At 61.4% G+C, this 18,434-nt stretch carries 22 protein-coding genes; 3 read left to right on the top strand and 19 right to left on the bottom strand.

Features of this window, described 5'->3' with window-relative positions; genetic code table 11:
* Nucleotides 1-678 precede the first annotated feature (678 nt).
* From SM764_RS18765 to SM764_RS18745, 5 genes are all read right to left on the bottom strand, one after another.
* A complete protein-coding gene (locus SM764_RS18765) occupies nucleotides 679-2,433 on the bottom strand; it encodes a recombinase family protein (protein ID WP_369002487.1) in 1,755 nt (584 codons plus the stop codon).
* Nucleotides 2,430-2,579 carry a hypothetical protein gene (locus tag SM764_RS18760; RefSeq protein WP_369002486.1) on the bottom strand — a complete coding sequence of 50 codons (150 nt, stop codon included), beginning with the start codon at nucleotides 2,577-2,579 and terminating at the stop codon, nucleotides 2,430-2,432. The genes SM764_RS18765 and SM764_RS18760 overlap by 4 nt, the downstream gene beginning before the upstream one ends.
* A 460-nt stretch (nucleotides 2,580-3,039) precedes the next feature.
* Nucleotides 3,040-3,489 (bottom strand): hypothetical protein, encoded by a 450-nt coding sequence (locus SM764_RS18755; protein ID WP_369002485.1) that lies wholly within the window; start codon nucleotides 3,487-3,489, stop codon nucleotides 3,040-3,042.
* Nucleotides 3,486-4,043, bottom strand: coding sequence for a hypothetical protein (locus SM764_RS18750; protein WP_369002484.1), 558 nt, complete (start codon nucleotides 4,041-4,043; stop codon nucleotides 3,486-3,488). The genes SM764_RS18755 and SM764_RS18750 overlap by 4 nt, the downstream gene beginning before the upstream one ends.
* 873 nt (nucleotides 4,044-4,916) lie before the next feature.
* Nucleotides 4,917-5,657, bottom strand: a complete 741-nt coding sequence (locus tag SM764_RS18745; RefSeq protein WP_274832300.1) for an NYN domain-containing protein — start codon at nucleotides 5,655-5,657, stop codon at nucleotides 4,917-4,919.
* Between the two features lie 370 nt (nucleotides 5,658-6,027).
* Here SM764_RS18745 and SM764_RS18740 point away from each other — a divergent pair, with 370 nt between their 5' ends.
* From SM764_RS18740 to SM764_RS18730, 3 genes are all read left to right on the top strand, one after another.
* On the top strand, nucleotides 6,028-6,234 hold the full coding sequence (locus tag SM764_RS18740) for a cold-shock protein (protein ID WP_065273549.1): 207 nt from the start codon (nucleotides 6,028-6,030) through the stop codon (nucleotides 6,232-6,234).
* Between the two features lie 140 nt (nucleotides 6,235-6,374).
* Nucleotides 6,375-6,605 carry a DUF982 domain-containing protein gene (locus tag SM764_RS18735; RefSeq protein WP_116560341.1) on the top strand — a complete coding sequence of 77 codons (231 nt, stop codon included), beginning with the start codon at nucleotides 6,375-6,377 and terminating at the stop codon, nucleotides 6,603-6,605.
* Between the two features lie 131 nt (nucleotides 6,606-6,736).
* A complete protein-coding gene (locus SM764_RS18730; RefSeq protein WP_274831099.1) occupies nucleotides 6,737-6,913 on the top strand; it encodes a hypothetical protein in 177 nt (58 codons plus the stop codon).
* Nucleotides 6,914-7,318: 405 nt separating this feature from the next.
* Here the strand turns inward: SM764_RS18730 and SM764_RS18725 are convergent, their stop codons facing one another.
* Genes SM764_RS18725 through SM764_RS18660 form a run of 14 tightly spaced genes read right to left on the bottom strand, consistent with a single transcriptional unit; the run spans nucleotide 7,319 to nucleotide 18,414 of the window.
* A complete protein-coding gene (locus SM764_RS18725; protein ID WP_369002483.1) occupies nucleotides 7,319-8,395 on the bottom strand; it encodes a TrbL/VirB6 family protein in 1,077 nt (358 codons plus the stop codon).
* 12 nt (nucleotides 8,396-8,407) lie between these two features.
* On the bottom strand, nucleotides 8,408-8,827 hold the full coding sequence (locus SM764_RS18720) for a hypothetical protein (protein WP_369002482.1): 420 nt from the start codon (nucleotides 8,825-8,827) through the stop codon (nucleotides 8,408-8,410).
* The gene (locus SM764_RS18715) at nucleotides 8,824-9,018 is read right to left on the bottom strand and encodes a DUF4177 domain-containing protein (RefSeq protein ID WP_009808068.1); all 195 of its coding nucleotides are present in this window, start codon (nucleotides 9,016-9,018) and stop codon (nucleotides 8,824-8,826) included. The genes SM764_RS18720 and SM764_RS18715 overlap by 4 nt, the downstream gene beginning before the upstream one ends.
* Nucleotides 9,015-10,001 carry an ATPase, T2SS/T4P/T4SS family gene (locus tag SM764_RS18710; protein WP_369002481.1) on the bottom strand — a complete coding sequence of 329 codons (987 nt, stop codon included), beginning with the start codon at nucleotides 9,999-10,001 and terminating at the stop codon, nucleotides 9,015-9,017. The genes SM764_RS18715 and SM764_RS18710 overlap by 4 nt, the downstream gene beginning before the upstream one ends.
* 4 nt (nucleotides 10,002-10,005) lie before the next feature.
* Nucleotides 10,006-11,385 carry a TraB/TrbI/VirB10 family type IV secretion system protein gene (locus tag SM764_RS18705; RefSeq protein WP_369002480.1) on the bottom strand — a complete coding sequence of 460 codons (1,380 nt, stop codon included), beginning with the start codon at nucleotides 11,383-11,385 and terminating at the stop codon, nucleotides 10,006-10,008.
* Complete coding sequence (locus tag SM764_RS18700) at nucleotides 11,382-12,077, bottom strand: TrbG/VirB9 family P-type conjugative transfer protein (protein ID WP_369002479.1); 696 nt, start codon at nucleotides 12,075-12,077, stop codon at nucleotides 11,382-11,384. The genes SM764_RS18705 and SM764_RS18700 overlap by 4 nt, the downstream gene beginning before the upstream one ends.
* A gap of 2 nt (nucleotides 12,078-12,079) precedes the next feature.
* Nucleotides 12,080-12,736, bottom strand: coding sequence for a VirB8 family type IV secretion system protein (locus tag SM764_RS18695; RefSeq protein ID WP_036562862.1), 657 nt, complete (start codon nucleotides 12,734-12,736; stop codon nucleotides 12,080-12,082).
* 14 nt (nucleotides 12,737-12,750) lie between these two features.
* The gene (locus tag SM764_RS18690) at nucleotides 12,751-13,560 is read right to left on the bottom strand and encodes a type IV secretion system protein (RefSeq protein WP_369002478.1); all 810 of its coding nucleotides are present in this window, start codon (nucleotides 13,558-13,560) and stop codon (nucleotides 12,751-12,753) included.
* Nucleotides 13,560-14,714 carry a lytic transglycosylase domain-containing protein gene (locus tag SM764_RS18685; protein WP_369002477.1) on the bottom strand — a complete coding sequence of 385 codons (1,155 nt, stop codon included), beginning with the start codon at nucleotides 14,712-14,714 and terminating at the stop codon, nucleotides 13,560-13,562. The genes SM764_RS18690 and SM764_RS18685 overlap by 1 nt, the downstream gene beginning before the upstream one ends.
* The gene (locus SM764_RS18680; RefSeq protein WP_369002476.1) at nucleotides 14,704-14,871 is read right to left on the bottom strand and encodes a hypothetical protein; all 168 of its coding nucleotides are present in this window, start codon (nucleotides 14,869-14,871) and stop codon (nucleotides 14,704-14,706) included. The genes SM764_RS18685 and SM764_RS18680 overlap by 11 nt, the downstream gene beginning before the upstream one ends.
* Complete coding sequence (locus tag SM764_RS18675) at nucleotides 14,868-17,243, bottom strand: VirB4 family type IV secretion/conjugal transfer ATPase (protein WP_369002475.1); 2,376 nt, start codon at nucleotides 17,241-17,243, stop codon at nucleotides 14,868-14,870. The genes SM764_RS18680 and SM764_RS18675 overlap by 4 nt, the downstream gene beginning before the upstream one ends.
* Nucleotides 17,233-17,511 (bottom strand): VirB3 family type IV secretion system protein, encoded by a 279-nt coding sequence (locus SM764_RS18670; RefSeq protein WP_025042451.1) that lies wholly within the window; start codon nucleotides 17,509-17,511, stop codon nucleotides 17,233-17,235. Before SM764_RS18670 ends, SM764_RS18675 begins: the two co-directional genes overlap by 11 nt.
* Nucleotides 17,504-17,797 (bottom strand): TrbC/VirB2 family protein, encoded by a 294-nt coding sequence (locus tag SM764_RS18665; RefSeq protein WP_008282963.1) that lies wholly within the window; start codon nucleotides 17,795-17,797, stop codon nucleotides 17,504-17,506. The genes SM764_RS18670 and SM764_RS18665 overlap by 8 nt, the downstream gene beginning before the upstream one ends.
* Nucleotides 17,794-18,414 (bottom strand): lytic transglycosylase domain-containing protein, encoded by a 621-nt coding sequence (locus SM764_RS18660; RefSeq protein WP_369002474.1) that lies wholly within the window; start codon nucleotides 18,412-18,414, stop codon nucleotides 17,794-17,796. The genes SM764_RS18665 and SM764_RS18660 overlap by 4 nt, the downstream gene beginning before the upstream one ends.
* Between the last annotated feature and the right edge of the window lie 20 nt (nucleotides 18,415-18,434).

Here is an 18,434-nt window from a genome sequence, read left to right as displayed (position 1 = left end):
TGAGGGGCTCCCGGCCGGGGTGCAGATTGCTGCATCGGTCGCCCGAGAGGACATTTTGCTTAACCTCTCTGCGCAGCTTGAGGAAGAGATAGGCTGGGGCAACCGGCGCCCACGTATCCACGTTGCAAACCTATAACGTCCGGAGAAAGGGGGAGAGCACGCCTAGTTAGGCTAAACTCCGCGTTCTGGCTCTCGTCCTTGACCGCCGCTTCGAAAAACACCAAAGGGGCCCATTTGGACCCCTTGGCTACCTCGACAACCTCTTCGCTATTCACCCTTGCGGTTGAACTGTCAAACGACAGCGGGGGAGCCCTTCCAGTCGATCACGAACTCCTATGTTTGTTAGCATAACGGCAGATCAACACCTCGTCCACTCCGACCCTTACGGCTATTCGAACCTTAGGGCCGAAATCGCTATCGTGTCGCGTTGGGGGTAAGTCAATCGCGCAGGGTTTGGAACCTTGACCAACCGAAGCCAACGGCGGCAGCGTGGCGATATGTGCAACCTCTACAGCAACACCAGATCTCAAGACGCCATGAGACACTGGTCGGCCCCACCTGAGTGGTCCAGCTTAATTGTTAGTGCATTGTTGGCCTGCTGCCGTAGGATCAGGTTGTAGAGCAGCCATTTCCTGTCGCTTGCCGCTTGTCGCTGGCAAAGCGAGGGGCGCGAATGACCTAGGTACCAAAGGGTTCAAACATAGCAGTTCGGATTTGGTAGATTGCGACGGCTGCACGCTCCCGCAACCAAAAATAACGCAAAACAGACAAGCCAGCGCCCCAGGGGGCGCTTTTTTGTGTTCCACCAGTGCCTTGAAACATCCGGGACACCTCGCCCCGGATCTCAATCGCAACACCACCCTCTGCCTGCGGGTCGCCCCAGACGCGGACTTCGCCCAGAAGCTCCCGCAAAAGCGCGTTCGCCTCGACCATATGATCGCTGCCGGTCAGCAGCTCTTCCAGACGTGCGACCTGGGCACGGTAGATTGCCTCGAGATCCTCCCGGGAAGGCACAGTGAAACTGTTCTCTTCGGAAATCTCCGCGAGTTCCGCTCGGAGCGCATCGCGCTCCGCCTCCCTCGCCTTCAAGCGCTCCATGAGCGCGGCGCTGGCGTCATCTCCTTCGAGCCGGTCCAGCAGGCGTTCGATTGCTCCTTCCGCTTTCCTGAGCTGCGCCTCAAGCGCGGCATGGGAGGCCGCGTTCTGGTCAGGGCGGCCAGACATCAGGCGCGTGACCTCTTCTGCGAATTGCTGTGCGAAGGCGGGTGTCATGAGGCCCTTGCGGAGCCGTGCCAGCACGCGGCTCTCCAGTTCATGGCGCGTGATGGTCCGGCTGTTTGCGCATTCCTGCTTGCCGCGGCTCTTGCGGTTGTAGCAACCGTAGCGCTCCTTGCCGGTGATCGTGAAACCGCCGCCGCAGCAGCCGCATTTGACGATCCCGTTCAGCAGATACCGGGCGCGGTGACTTCCGTTCAAAGGTGCTGCCTTTCCGGCGTAGATGGCGTGCGTCCTCTCGAGACGGTTCTGGACTGTGTTCCAGAGATCGTCTTCAATGATCGCGAGTTCGGGGGCATCGCCATAAACGATCTGGTGTTCTTCCGCCGCGGGGCGGGAGATCCGGTTGCCGGTATCCGGGTCCCGGGAGAACCGGTTGCGGCCGTAAGTGATGCCGCCGACATAGGCTTCATTCCGCAGCATCCCGTCGCGCTTCTTCGCATTACCCCGGATCGTGGAGTCATTCCACTTCCGTCCCGACGGCGAGGGGATGCCGTCAGCGTTGAGTGAGGCAGCAATGGCTCGAGGCGATTTCCCGGCGGCATATTCGTTGAAAATGCGTCGGATGATCGTGGCCTCTGATGGAACGATCTCGCGATTGAGACCCTCCCCGGCGGGTGTGACGCGGTAGCCATAAGCAAGGCCGGCAGCCACGCGACCACGCCGCGTCGTTCCGATCTGGCCGCGCCGTGTCTTGTCTGCGATCTCCCGGGACTGGAATTCGGCGATAGCCGCCTGGAACGGCATAAGCTTCCAGTCGAACTTGCCGCCATTGGCAGCGTAGAGGTCGACGTTCCGGCTTTCGAACCAGTCGGAGATCATGCTGATATCCGCAGCCCGGCGGCCGATGCGCTCTACGCCTTCAACAAAAACAGCAGTGATGCCGCCTTGTGCAACCTGCTCCTTCATCGCACAGATGCCAGGGCGGGTGTTCAGAGGCGTGCGGCCTGTCATGGCCGCATCGTGGAACTCGCCTGCTACAATGAACCCCATCCGTTCTGCAGTCTCGCGGGCAAGGTTGAGCTGGTCTTCGCAGGACATCTCGTTTTGAACTGCGTTGGAGTAGCGGGCGTAGAGCACGGCCTTAGGTTCGATGGTGGGGGCCGCGACAGCGCGGACACCGGCTGCACGGCGGGCTTTGCGGTGATGGCCGGTCATGCGTGATGGTCCTTTTCCAGGGTTTTGGCAACATAAGCCTTGGCAAGCACGGTGACGAAGGCAGAGAGCCGAAGTTTGGCCCGGGTGGCGCCGCCGGGGTTATCGTTTGAGGCGGTTTGGGTGACTTTGGCTGGGCTTGTGGTCAAGGTTTGGTCTCCGATTTGTTCACCACCGAACTTGGTGGCAGTCAGGAAATCGGATCGAAGCACCGCCGCCGGTTGCACTTTTTTGATGGGGTGCAGATCCCCGGGCGGGCCAGTTGAGTAGATACTCGCCGCTGCGACGCCGCACCCACCAGCAGTCATTCACTGCGGGTGCGTTTGAACTAGGTGCGCCTCGTTCAGCGGAAGAGCAGGGCTGCGTGAACCAGCAGCAGCAGGATCAGTGCGGCGCGCACAAGCAGCGCCGGCCGCCTCCGGTAGATGATGCGAAGGCAACGGAGTGGGTGTTTCATCAAGGTCTCCTGAATGGCGGGGGATAGCGCGCCGGTGTCTTCGTAGCAGCGAAGGAGTGATGGTCATCACCGGCGCGCCAGATGCCGGAGATCCAGGCCGACATCAGGGGCAATGCCCCTCAAGGGAAACGCCCCTCGCGGGGCGCCTCAAGTCAGTCGATGTTCAGGAGCCGAAGGCTCTGCCTGAAGGCCTCCGCGAAATAAAGCGCGCTGCGCACGGCTTGGTGAAACCCTTCGATCGGCGGTAAAGCCCCTTGCAGGGCCTCCGCAGCCGGGCTGAGCATCCGGTGGGTGTCGTAGGCTTCCGAACGCCCAATCAGTAGCTCGGAAGGGATAGGTACGCGTTCAACGGTCGTTCCGGCGCGGATCGCGCGGCGCACCTCGGCAAGAGCCGTTTCGATGCGGTGGCCGAGGTCCTCGCTGATGGTTGGTTCCTCACCGAGGAACGTCGCCAGATCTTGCGATGCAGCCCGTTCCGTCGTCCCGAGGTGCGGCAGCACACGGGCATTCAGGTGGGCTTGTATGCCAGTCCGGTGGTCGAGGGCGACGCGCACCAACTCCACCTGCCGTTCTATCAGTGTCGTCGGGGGGAGGCTGGTCATTGCATCACCGCCTTTCCGAAAGCAGAGACACGTCGCGGTTTGCGGTGCTCGACGACGAAGTCGCGCCCGCGAACAGCCTCATGACGGTAGTGCCGCCGGGTGCGATATTCCGTAGCAATGTCGCGCTCTGCGTGAATGCGGCCGCGCACCGCGTTCATCGCCTCGAACGGCGAGCCATCGAGACGGCCAAGAACCGGTGATCCGTAGCCTTTGCAGATCGCGAAGCCACTGTGGGTGAGCGGTACAAGAAGGCGGCGAGCTCCGACGAAGCGGGTCGGCTCGTGAAGCCCGGCGGAGAAGTAATCCTCCCGGCTGCGGACGTGCACCTCGTAGCCGATATTGGAACTGCGGCGTGAGCTGGTGCCATATGCAAGCAGGGCATACCGCTGCCCTCCGTGCTCCTCGATGTCGAGGACGAGGCAGGGCCGCGCTTTGGGATGGCCCGAGTGTTCCTTCTCGGCGAGGGGAAAGCGGTAAGAGACGATGTCGCCGGGCGAGATATGGTCCCGCCAGGCGGCAGTCATCGTAAGGTTCGTCTGTATTGCGTCGAGCATGTCGGCTCCTTGTTGTGAGAGTTGCCGACGCGCCTGATCTTACCCTTTCCTCTCGGCCTGGGCCTTTCGTCGTGCGCGTCACAAGGCGCGCGCACGACGAAAGGAGCTGGCCCTGCTCCCTGTCGTGTCCATCCTTGCTGTTCGGTCGGGGAGAGCGTCGAGAGGGGCCGCCCCTCGCGACTCCGCCGGGAGGCGAGCCAAGATGGGTTCGGGAAGAGGTGCGGAACGCTCTTTCCGGGAGGGGGAGGAGGTTTGGAGGAGAGCGTGGAGCTGCATCCTCTAGGAGCAATGGGGTCTTGGGGCTGTGCGGAACGATGCCCTGAGCCTGTCGGGAGACGCCAGGGAGTGCAGGGGGTGTGGCGAGCCGCCCTTGCCTTGGGTGTTCAGAGGGGCAGAGCATCCTTTGGTCCGGCTGACGGCCCCTGGCGGGTTCGGGAGGGCGGAGCGCATCCCGAGCGGCGCGTCAGCGCCGCCGGGGTCCGGGGGCGTCAGCCCCCGGCGAACGACAGCTGGAACGCAGGCCCGAAGGGCCGGAGTGCCAGCTGATTAGTGAGTATTGACCTGGCGGGTCTGTTGACGGGCGAAGAAGGAGAGATCAATGGGCGGGGGGCAGGTGCTAACGGCGTGTGTCGGTGAAGAAGCTGGCGCTGGTCTGGCTGAACCGCTTTCGGGACAACGCGAACAGGATGGCAGAAACGCGCAGATAGCGACATTTGCAAAGTCTGGCCTTCGGGCCAGTTCAATAGGTCCTCACCGCTGTGACGCCGCACTCACAAGCAGACCTTGGCCGTGGCGCATTCGAGCCATGTGCAGCACGACGGGTCGTACAGCGGGAAGCGGTCAAACGACGTTAGGCAAAGGCGAGCTTAACCCCTAGTCGAGACGACGCACCATAATCTGATTGCCTTCGCCGCGTTTGGTCTCGAGCGTTTTCAATGTGGCGATCAGCTCGCTGAGCTTTCGCTTTCCATAGCTGCGCGTGTCAAAATCAGGAGCAGCAGTGGAGAGATATTGCCCGATCTGCCCAAGCGGAATCCACTCATCGTCCTGATTGATCGCATCCATTGCCCGCTTCACAAGCTTGCTTGGATCTTCCAGATGCGTCGGAGCACCGTCCTGGCTGTCCTCTTTTGGGGCCGTTGATTTAGGTGTTGTCTTTGTTGGCTCTGAGATGAGGTTTTCAACATAAATGAACCGTTTGCAGGCCTTCACGAACGCAGTTGGGGTCTTGCGCATCCCCATGCCGAAAACATCCAATCCCTGCTCGCGTATGCGGCTGGCCAGCCGCGTGAAATCGCTGTCCGAGGAGATCAGAACAAACCCGTCGAAGCGACCGGAATGAAGAATATCCATGGCATCGATGACCAGCGCGATATCAGAGGCATTCTTGCCTGTGGTATTGGAAAACTGCTGATGCGGCACGATTGCCAACGAGGCAAGCTTTTCCTTGGTCCAGCCTTGAGCGCCGGACCCCGAGAAATCGCCGTAAATACGGCGAATGCTCGCCTCTCCCAGGGATGCGATCTCCTCAAACATGATCTCGGCGTGTTTGGCAGATATGTTGTCTGCGTCAATAAGGACGGCCAGGAGCGGTGGCTTGGATGTGCTCAGCATGGGGTAAACTCTCTGTCGTGTTGACCTGTCCCACGAGGACAAACCCATGGGTATGCAAAATGATACGGCTGTCTTCAGCCTTGCTATGATTGCCTGCGGAGCCAGCTAAAGTTCTTTAGACCCGATCTTGATCGGCGATGCAATCGAACCGGAAACATGCCGTCGCAACGGGATTGGGCTCCGGCGCGGGCATGCGGTTTATTGCAAAACACTTGAAAATCCTTGCAATTGCCGGGGACCTCCCCCATGTAGGTTGGGCAAAGCTTCTTCCTACGTTCTTCTGTTTCCTAGCGGCCCCAGTTGTTCTTATGTCGACACTGGGCCGGGCTATCGCATGTTGCGGATGGCATTTTTTCAAGGAGACGACACGATGGCCAATGGCACCGTGAAATGGTTCAACTCTCAAAAAGGTTTTGGTTTTATCGCGCCCGAGCACGGATCGAAGGACATCTTTGTCCATATTTCCGCTCTGGAACGCTCTGGCATCCAGCACTTGGACGATGGTCAAGCCGTGACCTTTGATGTCGAGGCCGGTCGCGACGGACGCGAGTCCGCCAGCAATCTTGCACTCGCCTAAACCTTTACAGGTTTCAAGCACTCAGCGGGAGCATTCTGCAATGCTCTCGCTTCCCGCATCTTCAGTGATCATGTTCCAGATGCGGTTTTTCCCAAAGTATCGAAAGAATACACTTGATAGAACTCTCTTGGGGCACCCCCATGACCATTTTCCTGCCGTCCGAAGGGCGAACGCGGAAAATCTCCACAATCGAACAAGCCCATTTTTGGCTGCAGAAAGCATGGCCTGTTTCTGACAGAAACAGAGACGTCGCACTCGAGCAAATCGATGCGGCCATGGACTGTCTTGCTCCTGTCGGAGCTGCGCGCGCCGCATTCCTTCTGGCAGTGGACACCGCTGGATTTCAGGCGGATGTTCCTGCGGCTGCTTAGGCAGCCACTGCTAGTTGGCGCCATGGCCGCGCAGCCGTTTCCATCCATCCCATAGCCCACCCGATAGAAAACGGATTGAATTTTTACGCGATACCGCCCTGCCGCACAATCGATCTCAACGGAGCAAGACCATGACCAAGCTTGATACTGAGGCGCTGAAACTCGTCGGTGTTCGCCGCAAGGAAACAGCGATGGAGAAAACCACCCGTGCAGCGCGTGAAATTCTAGATGACGAAAACGAAATGCGCCGAGCCAAGAATGAGCGCCTTAGACGATCCCGACTGCAATATGAACGCGGAGATCGGTAGGACAAATCCCTTCTGACAGCCGGACCGAGATATTGCCGTTTCTATGTCTCCAGACGGCAGGGGAGCTCCACCCGCAAGCCGAAATTGCCGAGAGAGCGGTTTTCTATCGCCAATGTTTCCTGCGGTATTTTGGGGGAGTGCGTGTCGTAAGTGCTGCCCATGAGGTTTTTCGCACCTCCTGTTGGCCCTGTTCCGAGACGTCGCGTCGGTTTTGAACGGCAGCACCCCGAAAATTAGGTTGCACCATCTCCCATGGCCGAGGTTTCCTCTTGAATGACTGCTTTCGGGAAATCCGTTCCTTCTCTTCGCGTATGCAGCGTGGCTCGCGCTGCACTCAGCACCAATGTCTTGTTTGGGCTGGGAGAGGTCACCGCGGCTCCAAGCACGAAGGTCGGCTCAGGGCCGTCACCGTCGGCCAAGTCGACCCAGTCTCGCCAGCTGCGCCAGCATTTTTGACCCCGAGTCTGCGGATCCTGTGCCTCCTGCGGAACCCGTCTGCCCCATGCCCTGCCTCACGGGCATCTGCTGCACGCCGAAGAACTGCCGCGCCCTGAGGGCTGCGTATTCTGCGCCACTTGCGCCTCCGATCAGGTAGCGATTGTAGGCCTGCTGGCTGCCCATGGCGGCGCGGGCAAAGCTGTAGCCGCCGCCGAGACCACCGGAGAGGGCGGGCATCATAATGTTTCCGGAGATCGCGCGGACGATGAAGGGCGTGGCAATGATGAAGCCCTTGGCCATGAGCACCATCATGAAGAAGGGAATGAGCGCGCCGATGTTTGAGGCTCCCTCCGGTTCGCCGAGTTCGCCGATGAGGGCAGAGGAGACGCCCGTGATTGTCGCGAACACACCGGCCACGACTATGGGGTAGAGCGCGAAGGAGACCAGCGCCGACAGCCAGCGCGCGAAATAGTCCTTGGTGACCTCGAAGAGGGTCAGGAAAATCATCACCGGTGCGATCCCGATCAGAAGTGCGATCATCAGGCGGGATGCCACGAGGATGAAGGCGGCCAGCCCGCCGAGGATCGAGAGCAAGAGGACCCCGACAATGTCGAGCATGGCCCCTGCCATCCAGTTCAGCTCGGACCCAGCGGCGTTGAGATAGTCCCCTAGTTCCGCGATTAGCCGGTCAAACTCTTCGGCGAAAGTGCCAGAAGGGCCGGGAGTTCCACCACCAACGGAAGCAACCAGCGCACCCGCAATGCTGTCGATCCCGGCCAGGATGGCGGAGGAGAGGGCGTTGAACTGCACCCAGTTGGTTGCAAATATCCCGATGAGCCCGATCTTGACTGCCAGCCAAAAGGCCGTTCTGCCGTCCATCGCCTTGTATTGGTAGATCGTGTTCAGGAGGACTAGGATCACCACCAGTGTTGTACCCACAACCAAAAGTGTGCCCACGGTCGCAGCGACAGACCCGAACTGGGTTTCCGCGGCGGTGTCGAGGTAGCCCTGGGAAGTTTGAACGAAATAGGTGACGACGCTCATCGGGGATCAGCCTTACCAATTGCCCGCGGCTTCGCAGATGGCCTTGGCGGCAGGGCGGGCGGCGTTGGCGCGGCGGTTGTAGGCGTCCGAGGCCTGCAGCATCTCCCATCGTTCGCCACTCGCGTGGACCTCGCGAAACATCGCCTCGGCATCGTCCCAGGACGGGAACCGGATCTCGCAATCGCAGCTGCCAGTCTCGACGATGCGCTCAAGGTTTTGGGCACGGTAGATGTCTTGGACCAGCACGCGCTGATAGGCTTGGCGCAGGGGGATTTCTTGCATCCAGCTGAGTTCAGCGGGGCGGTCCGGACAGACATCGAAGCGGCGCTCCAAGGTAGGGACTAGGTCGCGCTCGGCGAACGCGGGGGTGAACGTCAGGCTGAGGCCGAGGGCGAGCGCAGCCAGGGCGAGGCGAAACCGCGTCACTCTCATGCCGCGGTTCCAACGGTTGTCGTTTCGCGCTTCAGAAACACTGTGTGCCCGACATTGGCGAATTCCGAGGAGCTGATCGACACCACCTCCCAGCCTTCCGCACCTTTGGCATTCAGACTGGCCTGCATGTCGGAAAGGCCGGTCTTACGAGTCATGGGAAAGGACAAGATATCGTATTCAAAGGTCTTCATGGGGAAGCTCCAATCTCAGTTGCGCCGGGCAGGTAGAATTCGGTGATGCCGCGTTTGCCGTCATGGCGACCGGCCTGGATGATCACATCGATGGAATTTTCGATGTACTGGATCATGTCGGCATAGGTCATCGGGATTTCGGTCTTGAGTGCCGCGATCGCGAGCCGCTGCACGGCGAGTTGCGGGGTTTCGGCATGCAGTGTGGTCATGGACCCGCCATGGCCGGTGTTGATGGCTTCCAGGAAGGTCATGGCCTCCTTGCCGCGCACCTCGCCCAGGATGATCCGGTCGGGGCGCATGCGCAGCGTGGCGGTGAGAAGCACATCTGCGGTCTGGAATTCTGCGTCGCGATTGGCGATGAGGGTCACGGCATTGGGCTGGGTCGGCAGAAGCTCGGCGGCTTCTTCGATGGTGACGATGCGTTCCTCGGCCGGCACATGGGCGAGGATCTTGCGCGCGGCCACGGTCTTGCCGGTGGAGGTGCCGCCCGAGACGATCATGTTGAGCTTGTTCTCGACGCAAAATGCCAGCGCATCATCGATCACGCCCGCGGCCACGACGGCGCGCAAGGCGCGCTTCTTTTCCACGCGCAGGTCTTCGAGCTTTCGCTCCTTTCCGTAGAGGAAATCGAGCGCAATGCCCTCGAGTGGCAGGCTTGAGAAGAACCGCAGGCTGATCGACATGGCCGAGAGCACGGCGGGCGGGGTGATGACCTGTGCGCGGATCGGGCGCCCCTTATAGGTGATCGAGACCGAGACGATGGGGCGGTCCTTGCTCATCGTGGTATTGGCCGAGGAGGCGATCTGGTTGCCGAGGTCCCTGACCTGAACGCCCGTCAGCCTCTGGTCCAGCGCGCGCATGAAGTGATCACCCTGGAATTCGCCCCAGCAGGTCCCGTCTGGGTTGATGCAAATCTCGATGACATCGTCGCGGGCGGCGGCGTCGATCCGGTCGAGCGAGGTTTCAAGATAGCTCAGCGACATGGGCTCAGAATATCTCCAGATCGCGGTCGACCATGACAGTGACGCGCGCGCCCTGGTCGACATAGATGACGGGGCCGATGGAGAGGTAATCGCCTATGACGCTGTCCGTGGCATCTGCCAGATCATCGCCAACGTCTTCGAGAACGTCGGCGGCAGTCTCATCCTGGACCTCGGAGGCGGCGGCACTTGGTGCCGCGGAAATCAGCGAGATCAAGGCGGCCGACCCGAAACGCTCGGCGAAGCGTGTGTCCACGAAACCCGTGACGCCAGAACGGCCCAGTTCATCACCCCCGAATGAACTGATCTGGACGGTCTGGTTGTCGGGCAGGATGATCCGGTCCCAGGCAATCGTGACGCGGCGCTGCGCGATATCGACGCCGGCGCGGTAGCGCCCGATGAGGCGGGATCCGCGGGGGATCAAGAGGCGCGCGCCATCGACGCTGTAGACATCCTCGGAAACCACGGCACGGGTCTGGCCGGGCAGGGAGCTGTCGAGGGCAGTTTCCATGACGGCCTGGATCATGGTGCCCTGGATGACGGTGTTTGAGGGATTGGCGATCACCTCGGCCTGCGTCACGGTAGAGGGCAGCGCCCCGTTCAGCACAAAATCCGTCACCTCGCCAAAAGTGCGTTCGGTCAGAGCCGTTTCATTCGCTCCGGACGTGCCGCCAAACGCGATGGTGGGCGAGGCGATGCGCCGCTCCTGGAAGGCGCGTTCCTCAGCAGCGCGGCGTTCAAGTTCCGCGAGCCGTCGTGCTTCTTCCTCGCGGCGCAGCCGCTCTTCTTCCCGCGCCCGCAACTCGTCCTCGGTGGGCCCGGTGGGTGCGGGGAGGGGGCGGTTGGCCTCGAGCTGGGCCAGTTCCAGATCCATGCGGAGTTGCTCAAGGCTGCGATCCCGCGCCGTCAGTTCGTCCTGGAACCGTTGCTGTGCGGCTTCCGAGGCGGCTTGGAGCGCAGCGATCTGATCGGTCAGCGCGTCGATCGCCTCTGCGGCGGCGGTGTCTTCCTCGACGACCGGTTCAGGGGCGTTGCGCAATTCCTCGATCTGGGCCTGAAGGGCTGCGAGCTGTGCCAGAAGCTCAGCATTGGGCTCGATCGGATCGGGTGCGACGAACACAACCTCGGGCTCGGGCGGGGGCAAGGTCTCGATGGCGCCGAACCCGTCGCCTTCGTTCTGGAACACGTCCGGCGTGGCCGTGGGAAGGGCTTCCTCTTCCTCGGGTTGGGACATGAGATAGAGCAACGCTCCGCCCGCGCCGATCACGAGGACGACGACCAAAGCGAGCAGCGGTGAGCGCCGTGGGGCAGGGGTCGAACCTGCGCCCTTGCCTTGTTCTAGAGCAGCGAGGCGCTTTTCGAGGTCTGCGTTTTCGGTGTCGCTCATGAGCCTATTCCCGCAGGTGGCGTCACCTCTATGCAGACCACCTCGTCTCCGACCCGCAGCACCCATTGTCGGGTCACGCCTGAAACCCGGATCACGCCGTCCTCGGTGGCTTGCGTGTTGACCGTGCGTTCACGGCCATTGGCGTAGCGGAAGATCGCAGGCACCGGCGCGTTCCGCGGAAATTCGAAATACGTAAACGTCCCGTCATCCCAGACACGGGTAGGGGTGAACTCGGTCCGCGCGCTGGCACCGTAATTATAGTTCGGCGCTTGGGCCGCGATGGCACGTGTGGGCCGCGTATTGTCTTCGGGGTAGCGGAACTGCACCACGTAGAAGGTTGGGCTGCGGACCTCCTGGACGTTGAAATAGTAGCTCCGCCTGTTCGTGTAGACGGTAACGTTTGTATGGACACCGCGCGCCACCGGCTTGATCGCGAAGGCCTGACCGCCGGGCACGCCGTCAATCTCGAAGCCCTCCGTGTCGCCTGCGATGATCGAGCGGATGCTTTCACCTTCGCCAAATTCGATGGTCGTCACATGGGTAAGCGAGACATTGAGACGATAGACCTGGCTCTCCTGATAGGTGGCCAGCCGAACCCGATTGTCATTGGGGCCGCTGCGCGGGATGGCTTCGGCGGAGGCAAGGCCGGGCAACAGGGCAATGACAAAAATAAGCGATCTTATAAACAACAACGTCAGTTCTCCAATCTGTCGGAGCGGATGGAATATTCGAGGACGGTGAAGCCGAATGGATTGGTCCAGACCTCATCGATGGAGCGACGGGTCTCCGGGCGGAACTCGAAGAGAAGCGTCGCAGTGAAGAGGCCGGTCTGGGTGCCGTTAATGGACGTCAGGCGCTTGCGCAGGCGGACCGTCGCGCGGTTGGTTCCGATCCGGTTGATGCTGAGGATTTCCACGTCGAGCCGAGCATTGGGGCCATAGACCGTCGGCGGGTAATTCTCGTTGGCGCTGTTCCAGATCTGGCGCAGCCCGCTCTCGGCAGCTCCGTCCGAGCGGCGCAGGACGCTGCGGATGCGCAGATCGTTGTCCAGCTGGTTATAGACCTCCCGGTCGGTCACATAGCGGAACACCTCCGCCTCGATGATCGCCTGGTTGGCGGTCACCGAGGAGGCGCCCACCGAGGCTTCGGGGAGTGCAAAGCCGGTGGCGGGATCATAGGGGACAACGACGGGGGGCGGGTCGACATCGAGGATCGAGACAGCCGCGGCACTCAGACAGCCGATGATACCGAAGACAAGGCCCATCAGGCCAAGGCGTTGCCAGAGCCGTTCGCGGCGCAGGGCACCGTAGACCAGTTCTTCCTCGATGATTTCTTGTTCAGTCGCCACCATTCATGCCCCTGCGATTACTCGGCCCGCAGGTCCGGCAAGGTGAAATCCATGAAGCGCTGCTCTTCGGCGATGGTGGCGGCATCGATCACGCCTCCCGTGCCATCGCCCACGGTCTGGATGGCTTCGAGCTGCCACATGGCGACCAGCGCAATGGCGAGCTCCGCGGTCACGCGCGTGTTGAGATCGATGCTTTTCTTGAGTTCGTCCATGTCGTCGATAAGCCCCACAAGGCGGTCGACCCGCTCGAGCGATTGGCCGGCATCTTCATAGCTGTTCTGGGCGGCGGCTGAGACGAGCGCGCCGGTTGTTGCCTGCGTCGCCACGCGGTTGGCTCCGGGATTTCCGCTCGTGGCCATTTCCGAGAGGGTGTCCTCGTCAAAGCCGAGGTCGGCCAGAACGCGGTCCATCTGGGTTTCGATCTCGCCTGCGCCGGAGCCCGAGAGGCCCGAGAAATCCCCAGTCTTGATCGCCTCAATCGTGGCGAGGATGTCGCCGAACTCTTGGTCGAGCAGGCCGTTCAACTCGTCTTCCATTTCCGTGCGGATGATCTCGGGAAGCTCGGCAAGGCGGGTGAGTGCTTCATAAGTTCTTTGCAGCTCCGCGAGTTGATCCGTGAGTGTGGCAAGCTGTTCACGGAGCTGCGTCAGCTGCTCTTTTTGCAGAATCTCGTCTTCGATCATCTGCCGGAGCTGCTGGATGTTTTGCGCGATATTCTGGGTGTCGACGACCGGCACACCTTGCGCCACGGCAGCGGACAGGGTGCCGAGATGCAGACCGATCCCAAGCGTCGTGGCCAATGCCGTCCTCACGAGCAAATCTCTCATCAGTCTATCTCCCTGATCGTGAATTCCATGAACGTGCCTTCGGCCATACGCGCACTGGCCTGAGCCAGCTCTTCGGCGGAAAGGACGCGGGTGCGCGCCGCCTGAAGCCGGATGCGGGCGGCGACGAGGCGTACGAGTTCGGCGCGGGCATAGGTGTTGAGCGCGATGCTTTCCTGAACATCTTCCGTTTCGGAAATCCGCTCGACGATGTCCGCAATACGGAAGGCGGCCTGCCTAATCGCCGCAGGGGAATTGTTGCCATAGAAGGCCGCGCCGTGCCCGGTGATTGAGAGGTTCGCATTGGCGAGAAGTGCCGGATCAATCGTGCCGAGCGCTTCGATCCCGCCGATACGGCTCAGGTAGAGATTGTAGCGTTCGGGAATGACCTGAACGTAATGCTGGGTTTCGGCAAAGGGCGGCACGCCACCATATTCGAACACCCGGCCGGGTCCCGCGTTATAGGCCGCGAGCGCATTGATGATATTGCCGTCGAAGGTGTTGAGCTGTGTCGCGAGATAGCGTGCACCGCCATGCACCTGCAGGTAGGGGCTGTCATAGTATTCCGGATTGATGCTCAGATCGCTGGCGGTACCGGGCATGATCTGGGTGAGGCCAAAGGCGCCGACGGGTGAGCGGGCGCCAATCGTGAACCGGCTTTCCTGCCAGATGAGCGCCTGTAGGAGTGCGCGCCATTGGACCGGGGAGAGGCCCGCGCGGCCAACGCCGGCAAAGCCGCTGGTCTCCTGAGCCACGCGGATAATGAGCTGCTCGATGTTTTCCGCCGCATCCCCGAACATCTGCGCACCGCCGGGATTGGGATCAATGTCACCCGTGCCATAGACCGCTTCGACAGAGCGGGCTGGATCGCCACTGCCGCTTTCCAGGCCCGAGACCATCGCCGACAGTCCTTGACCGCCGAAGCTGGTTTGGGCATCGAGGATGCGTTGCAGGGTTTCCAGTTGCTCGCGTTCGATCTCGGCAATGAGCTCGCGTACGGCGAGCTTATCGGCCTGCAGGGCCAAGTCGGCCTCGCGATCGCCTGTTTCGACGATATCACGCGCGGTCAGCCCACTGTCATTGGTCGGCACACCTTGGGATAAGGCGGCGCCAGGCAGCAGGCAAAGGGCCAGGATATGAGGCAGGCTAGACTTCAATTTCGCGATCCGGGGTGCCAAGGGGCGTGAAAGTGCAATCCGGAGCAATGGGTGTTGTCGAGGCCAAGAACGTGAAGCAATTGGCCTGCGGTTCCTGATACTGGGCGCAGGAGGCCAAAGCGCCGAGCGCGGTGAGAAGCAACAAAATGCGAATCATGAGAGTCTCCAGAAGTCGGGGCGGTCGCGGTAATCGGCGCCGACGAGCGCCTCGCCTTTCTCCATGCCGCCGAGGATGGTGAGATTGGGCCCGAGAGCACTGAGATCGGCATCGACCACGATCGAGCCCTGATCGTCGCGGATCAGCGCCAAACGGCTGTTGCTGCCCGTGTTGAGAAGGACGTCGAGCTCCTTCTCCGTTAGGTTCAGCATGGCGTAATCCGCAGGCTGCGCGCGGATATTGGGCAGCAGGATCTGCGTCGGCACCGCCTCGACGATGGTCTTGCCGGTCCGGGTGCGCTCAAGCTGGCTTGCGTATTGCGTCATCATCACCGCGACCGTGTTCTGCTTGCGCGCGGTGACCAGCCAATTCGACAGCCGCTCGGCGAAATACGCGTTATCGAGGGCCTTCCAGGCCTCGTCGATCACGATGATGGTGGGGCGGCGGTCTTCGATCTCGCGTTCGACCCGGCGGAAAAGATAGGAGAGAACCGCCATCCGCTCCTTGTCGGCCTCGCTGTCGAGAATGCCGGTCAGATCGAAGCCCACCACATCGCCTTTGAGCGAGAACGTGTCCTCGAGGCTCTGCCCGAAGATCCAGCCATAGCGGCCGTCTTCGGTCCACTCGAGCAGGCGCTGGTGCAGATCGCCGCCATCATCGGTGGACACAAAAAGCGATGCGAAATCCCGCCAGTTCCGCAGGGCCGGGTTTGTGGCCTGCGCGTTCTGGCGCACGACTTCCTGGATGCGATTGGTCTGTGCCGGCGTCAGGGGCTTGTCGGCGCGGTAGAGAAGCGTGGCAAGCCAGTCCGAGAGCCAGGCGGTCCCCCGCGCATCGGTTTCGGTCCAGAGCGGATTGAGACCCGTGGGCTGGCCTGCGTTCAGGGAGGCGTAGCGCCCGCCATTGGCGCGCACCGCCATCTCCATACCGAGACGGTAGTCGAAGACGAAGATCCGCGCCCCTGCTCGACGGGCCTGGGTCATCAGGAAGGCCGATAGCACCGATTTGCCCGACCCGGGCCGCCCCATGATCAGGGTATGCCCGCTGGTCGGTTCTTTGTCGGGCGAGCCTTGCTCGTGATAAGAAAACCGGTAGGCGCTCTGCTCCGGCGTGGGCAAATATGTGACGACCCGGCCCCAGGGGGTAAGTGCTGCAGGTTTGCCGAGCTGTGTCCGGTGGAAGGCCGCAAAATCCGCGAAGTTGCGGTTGGTGACGGCGCTGGCGCGAACGCGCTTTGGCTGGTTGCCGGGGTGCTGGCTGAGGTAATGGGCCTTTGCGGCGACCCGCTCGCCGATCATCTTCACGCCTTCGGTCGCGGCGGCGTTCACGATTTCGGCGCTGAGGGTTTGCAGTTCTTCGAGCGTTTCGCAGAAGAGCGTCACGACCATGTGATGCTCGCCGAAGCTTTGGCGCTTGGCCTCGAGATCATCGGCGGCGATGTCGAGGGCTTCCAGAAGCGAGAGGGCGGCGTCCTGGCTGGCCTGCATCTGGCGCTTTTGCCGCTTGATGCGGCCCGCCATGAGGTTCGAATTGATCGGCGTGAAGGAGTGCGTCACGATCATGTCGACCGGCAGGTTCAGCATGTCGAACATGGTGCAGGAGGTGCCTTCCGAGTATTCCCCAATGGTGAAACTCTTGCCGTAGCGGTGGCCCACGACGCCCTCGGAAAGCTCGAAATGGTCGCCGTGAAAGGTCACGCGGGTATTGGCGACGTTGAAGGACAGAAAGCCGTAGGTGTTTGCCGGATAGAGCGGCAGTTCCGTTCCCGTGTTGAGCGCCCCCAGAAACCCGATCAACTCGCCGCTTTTGGCGGTTAGCACACGCGGATTCAGCTCCGTCAGGCCTGACAGGAAGACACTCACGGCCTCGCCCAATCGGCGAAGGCGCTTTTCGGTCGCTTCCTTGAGGCGATCCGGCGCGCTGCGGTTCAGGAATGGCAGGACGCTTTTTGGAGGCGGGCGATGGATGATCGTAAGGGTGAGCGTCTTGTCGCGCAGCCCGCTGGTCTCTAGCTTCTTGCGCCAGAGCCGGTCGACTTCTCCCGCGAAACTATCCTCGCGCAGGGGCTCGAGGTCCGACGTGATCGCCTTCGAGACCTTATGGACGTAATAGCTGAACTCCGGACCCAATTGCGCAATGATCCGAGCAAAGAGCGCGGTCACCTTGTCGAGATAGGCGTCATCGGTCGTGTAGCTATTGACCCCGTCGAGCCGGATGCACTGGAAAAGCTCGTTGACCCGGGTCCGCACGGTCTGGTCATCAACTAAGCTTACATAGGGCAGCATGTGCGCGAGGCGGGTCTCGCGCGCATACCAGTCTGGCGTCATTGTGCGGGCATCGAGCGCAGCATCACGGGCGTCATCACGGGGCATAGCTGTCCCCGCCATGAATGGACCTGTTGCGCGTGGGCGGTGTCTCCTGCAGCGCCGTCATCATCACGTCGATGAAGCGCGGGTCCCAATCGGCGGCCTTCCACAGCACCGGATAGAGCAGGGCCGCGACAGCCAGCACCGCGATATGCTGGACCCAGACGAACAGGAGCACCGAGCCAAAGAGCCAGACCATCGCATACATGATGGGCAGGCCCAGAAGCTTCGGCGGGCGCACGAGCCCCAGAAAGAGAGGCGCGCGCTCAGCCACCGGCAAAGACCGCGGCAACGATGGTGGGGGCAGCCGCGACACCGGCGATGCCGACAAGCACCCAAAGCGCTTGGCGCAGGTCGATGATGTTGAAGAACCAGCTCAAAAAAACGCCGAGGACCGCGAGTGTGGCGATGACCACACCAAGAGGTCCGGTCAGCGCATCGACAATACCCTGCAACAAGCTCTGGATCGGGGAGAGATCGATGCTCTGTGCAAGGGCGGGCTCGGCAATGAACAGGAATAGCGCCAGCGAAGCGACAAAGAGGTTTGAAATCTGTTTCATGAATTTGATCCTTCCAATCGGGCCACGACGGCCATGACGCGGGCCACGTGGTTCTGGGTTTCTCGGTAGGGGGGAACGCTGCCATACTGGCGGACCGCATGGGGTCCGGCGTTGTAGGCAGCCAGCGCCAGGTGCGGATCGCCGAACGTCTCCAGCATCATCGCGAGGTAGCGGGCGGAGCCGTCGAGGTTCTGCAGCGGATCACGCGGGTCGACGCCCAGATCACGCGCCGTCGCTGGCATCAATTGACCAAGGCCAATGGCACCTGCACTTGAAATCGCATCCTGCCGATAAGCGCTCTCAACCTCGATATTGGCCCGATAGAGAGCCAGCCAATCCGTCACGGAAAGCCCCGCGCGACGCAGGCCGGGATGGTCGGCATAGCGCAAGGCCGTGGTCTGAATCCCGGAGAGGACATCGGCGCGGGGCAGGGGTGCCGGACCGACACGGGCTGCAAAGCGCATCGCTTCTCGCTCTGGCACAGTTTCATCGCTGCCGAAAATCGCAAGTTCATCGGCAGCCGATCCCTGACCGATGCCATCATTGTAGTTCCGAGCAAAACTGCTCTGAGACCGGGATGGGGTCAGAGAGCCGTCGCTCTCCATGACCAGGACCATTTGCGCTGAGGCAGGTGCTG

Source organism: Pseudophaeobacter sp. 1A16562 (assembly GCF_041008785.1).
GTDB classification, from domain to species: Bacteria; Pseudomonadota; Alphaproteobacteria; order Rhodobacterales; family Rhodobacteraceae; genus Phycobacter; species Phycobacter gallaeciensis_A.
This window is presented reverse-complemented; position numbering and strand designations above follow the sequence as displayed.

Excerpts from the sequence above, each read along its gene's own strand:
- SM764_RS18730 (WP_274831099.1), top strand. The coding sequence starts at position 6,737 with ATGACCAAGCTTGATACTGAGGCGCTGAAACTCGTCGGTGTTCGCCGC.
- SM764_RS18660 (WP_369002474.1), bottom strand. The coding sequence starts at position 18,414 with ATGGTCCTGGTCATGGAGAGCGACGGCTCTCTGACCCCATCCCGGTCT.
- SM764_RS18675 (WP_369002475.1), bottom strand. The coding sequence starts at position 17,243 with ATGCCCCGTGATGACGCCCGTGATGCTGCGCTCGATGCCCGCACAATG.
- SM764_RS18695 (WP_036562862.1), bottom strand. The coding sequence starts at position 12,736 with ATGGTGGCGACTGAACAAGAAATCATCGAGGAAGAACTGGTCTACGGT.
- SM764_RS18705 (WP_369002480.1), bottom strand. The coding sequence starts at position 11,385 with ATGAGCGACACCGAAAACGCAGACCTCGAAAAGCGCCTCGCTGCTCTA.
- SM764_RS18740 (WP_065273549.1), top strand. The coding sequence starts at position 6,028 with ATGGCCAATGGCACCGTGAAATGGTTCAACTCTCAAAAAGGTTTTGGT.
- SM764_RS18720 (WP_369002482.1), bottom strand. The coding sequence starts at position 8,827 with ATGAGAGTGACGCGGTTTCGCCTCGCCCTGGCTGCGCTCGCCCTCGGC.
- SM764_RS18750 (WP_369002484.1), bottom strand. The coding sequence starts at position 4,043 with ATGCTCGACGCAATACAGACGAACCTTACGATGACTGCCGCCTGGCGG.
- SM764_RS18735 (WP_116560341.1), top strand. The coding sequence starts at position 6,375 with ATGACCATTTTCCTGCCGTCCGAAGGGCGAACGCGGAAAATCTCCACA.
- SM764_RS18725 (WP_369002483.1), bottom strand. The coding sequence starts at position 8,395 with ATGAGCGTCGTCACCTATTTCGTTCAAACTTCCCAGGGCTACCTCGAC.
- SM764_RS18715 (WP_009808068.1), bottom strand. The coding sequence starts at position 9,018 with ATGAAGACCTTTGAATACGATATCTTGTCCTTTCCCATGACTCGTAAG.
- SM764_RS18765 (WP_369002487.1), bottom strand. The coding sequence starts at position 2,433 with ATGACCGGCCATCACCGCAAAGCCCGCCGTGCAGCCGGTGTCCGCGCT.
- SM764_RS18710 (WP_369002481.1), bottom strand. The coding sequence starts at position 10,001 with ATGTCGCTGAGCTATCTTGAAACCTCGCTCGACCGGATCGACGCCGCC.
- SM764_RS18680 (WP_369002476.1), bottom strand. The coding sequence starts at position 14,871 with ATGATTCGCATTTTGTTGCTTCTCACCGCGCTCGGCGCTTTGGCCTCC.
- SM764_RS18690 (WP_369002478.1), bottom strand. The coding sequence starts at position 13,560 with ATGAGAGATTTGCTCGTGAGGACGGCATTGGCCACGACGCTTGGGATC.
- SM764_RS18665 (WP_008282963.1), bottom strand. The coding sequence starts at position 17,797 with ATGAAACAGATTTCAAACCTCTTTGTCGCTTCGCTGGCGCTATTCCTG.
- SM764_RS18745 (WP_274832300.1), bottom strand. The coding sequence starts at position 5,657 with ATGCTGAGCACATCCAAGCCACCGCTCCTGGCCGTCCTTATTGACGCA.
- SM764_RS18755 (WP_369002485.1), bottom strand. The coding sequence starts at position 3,489 with ATGACCAGCCTCCCCCCGACGACACTGATAGAACGGCAGGTGGAGTTG.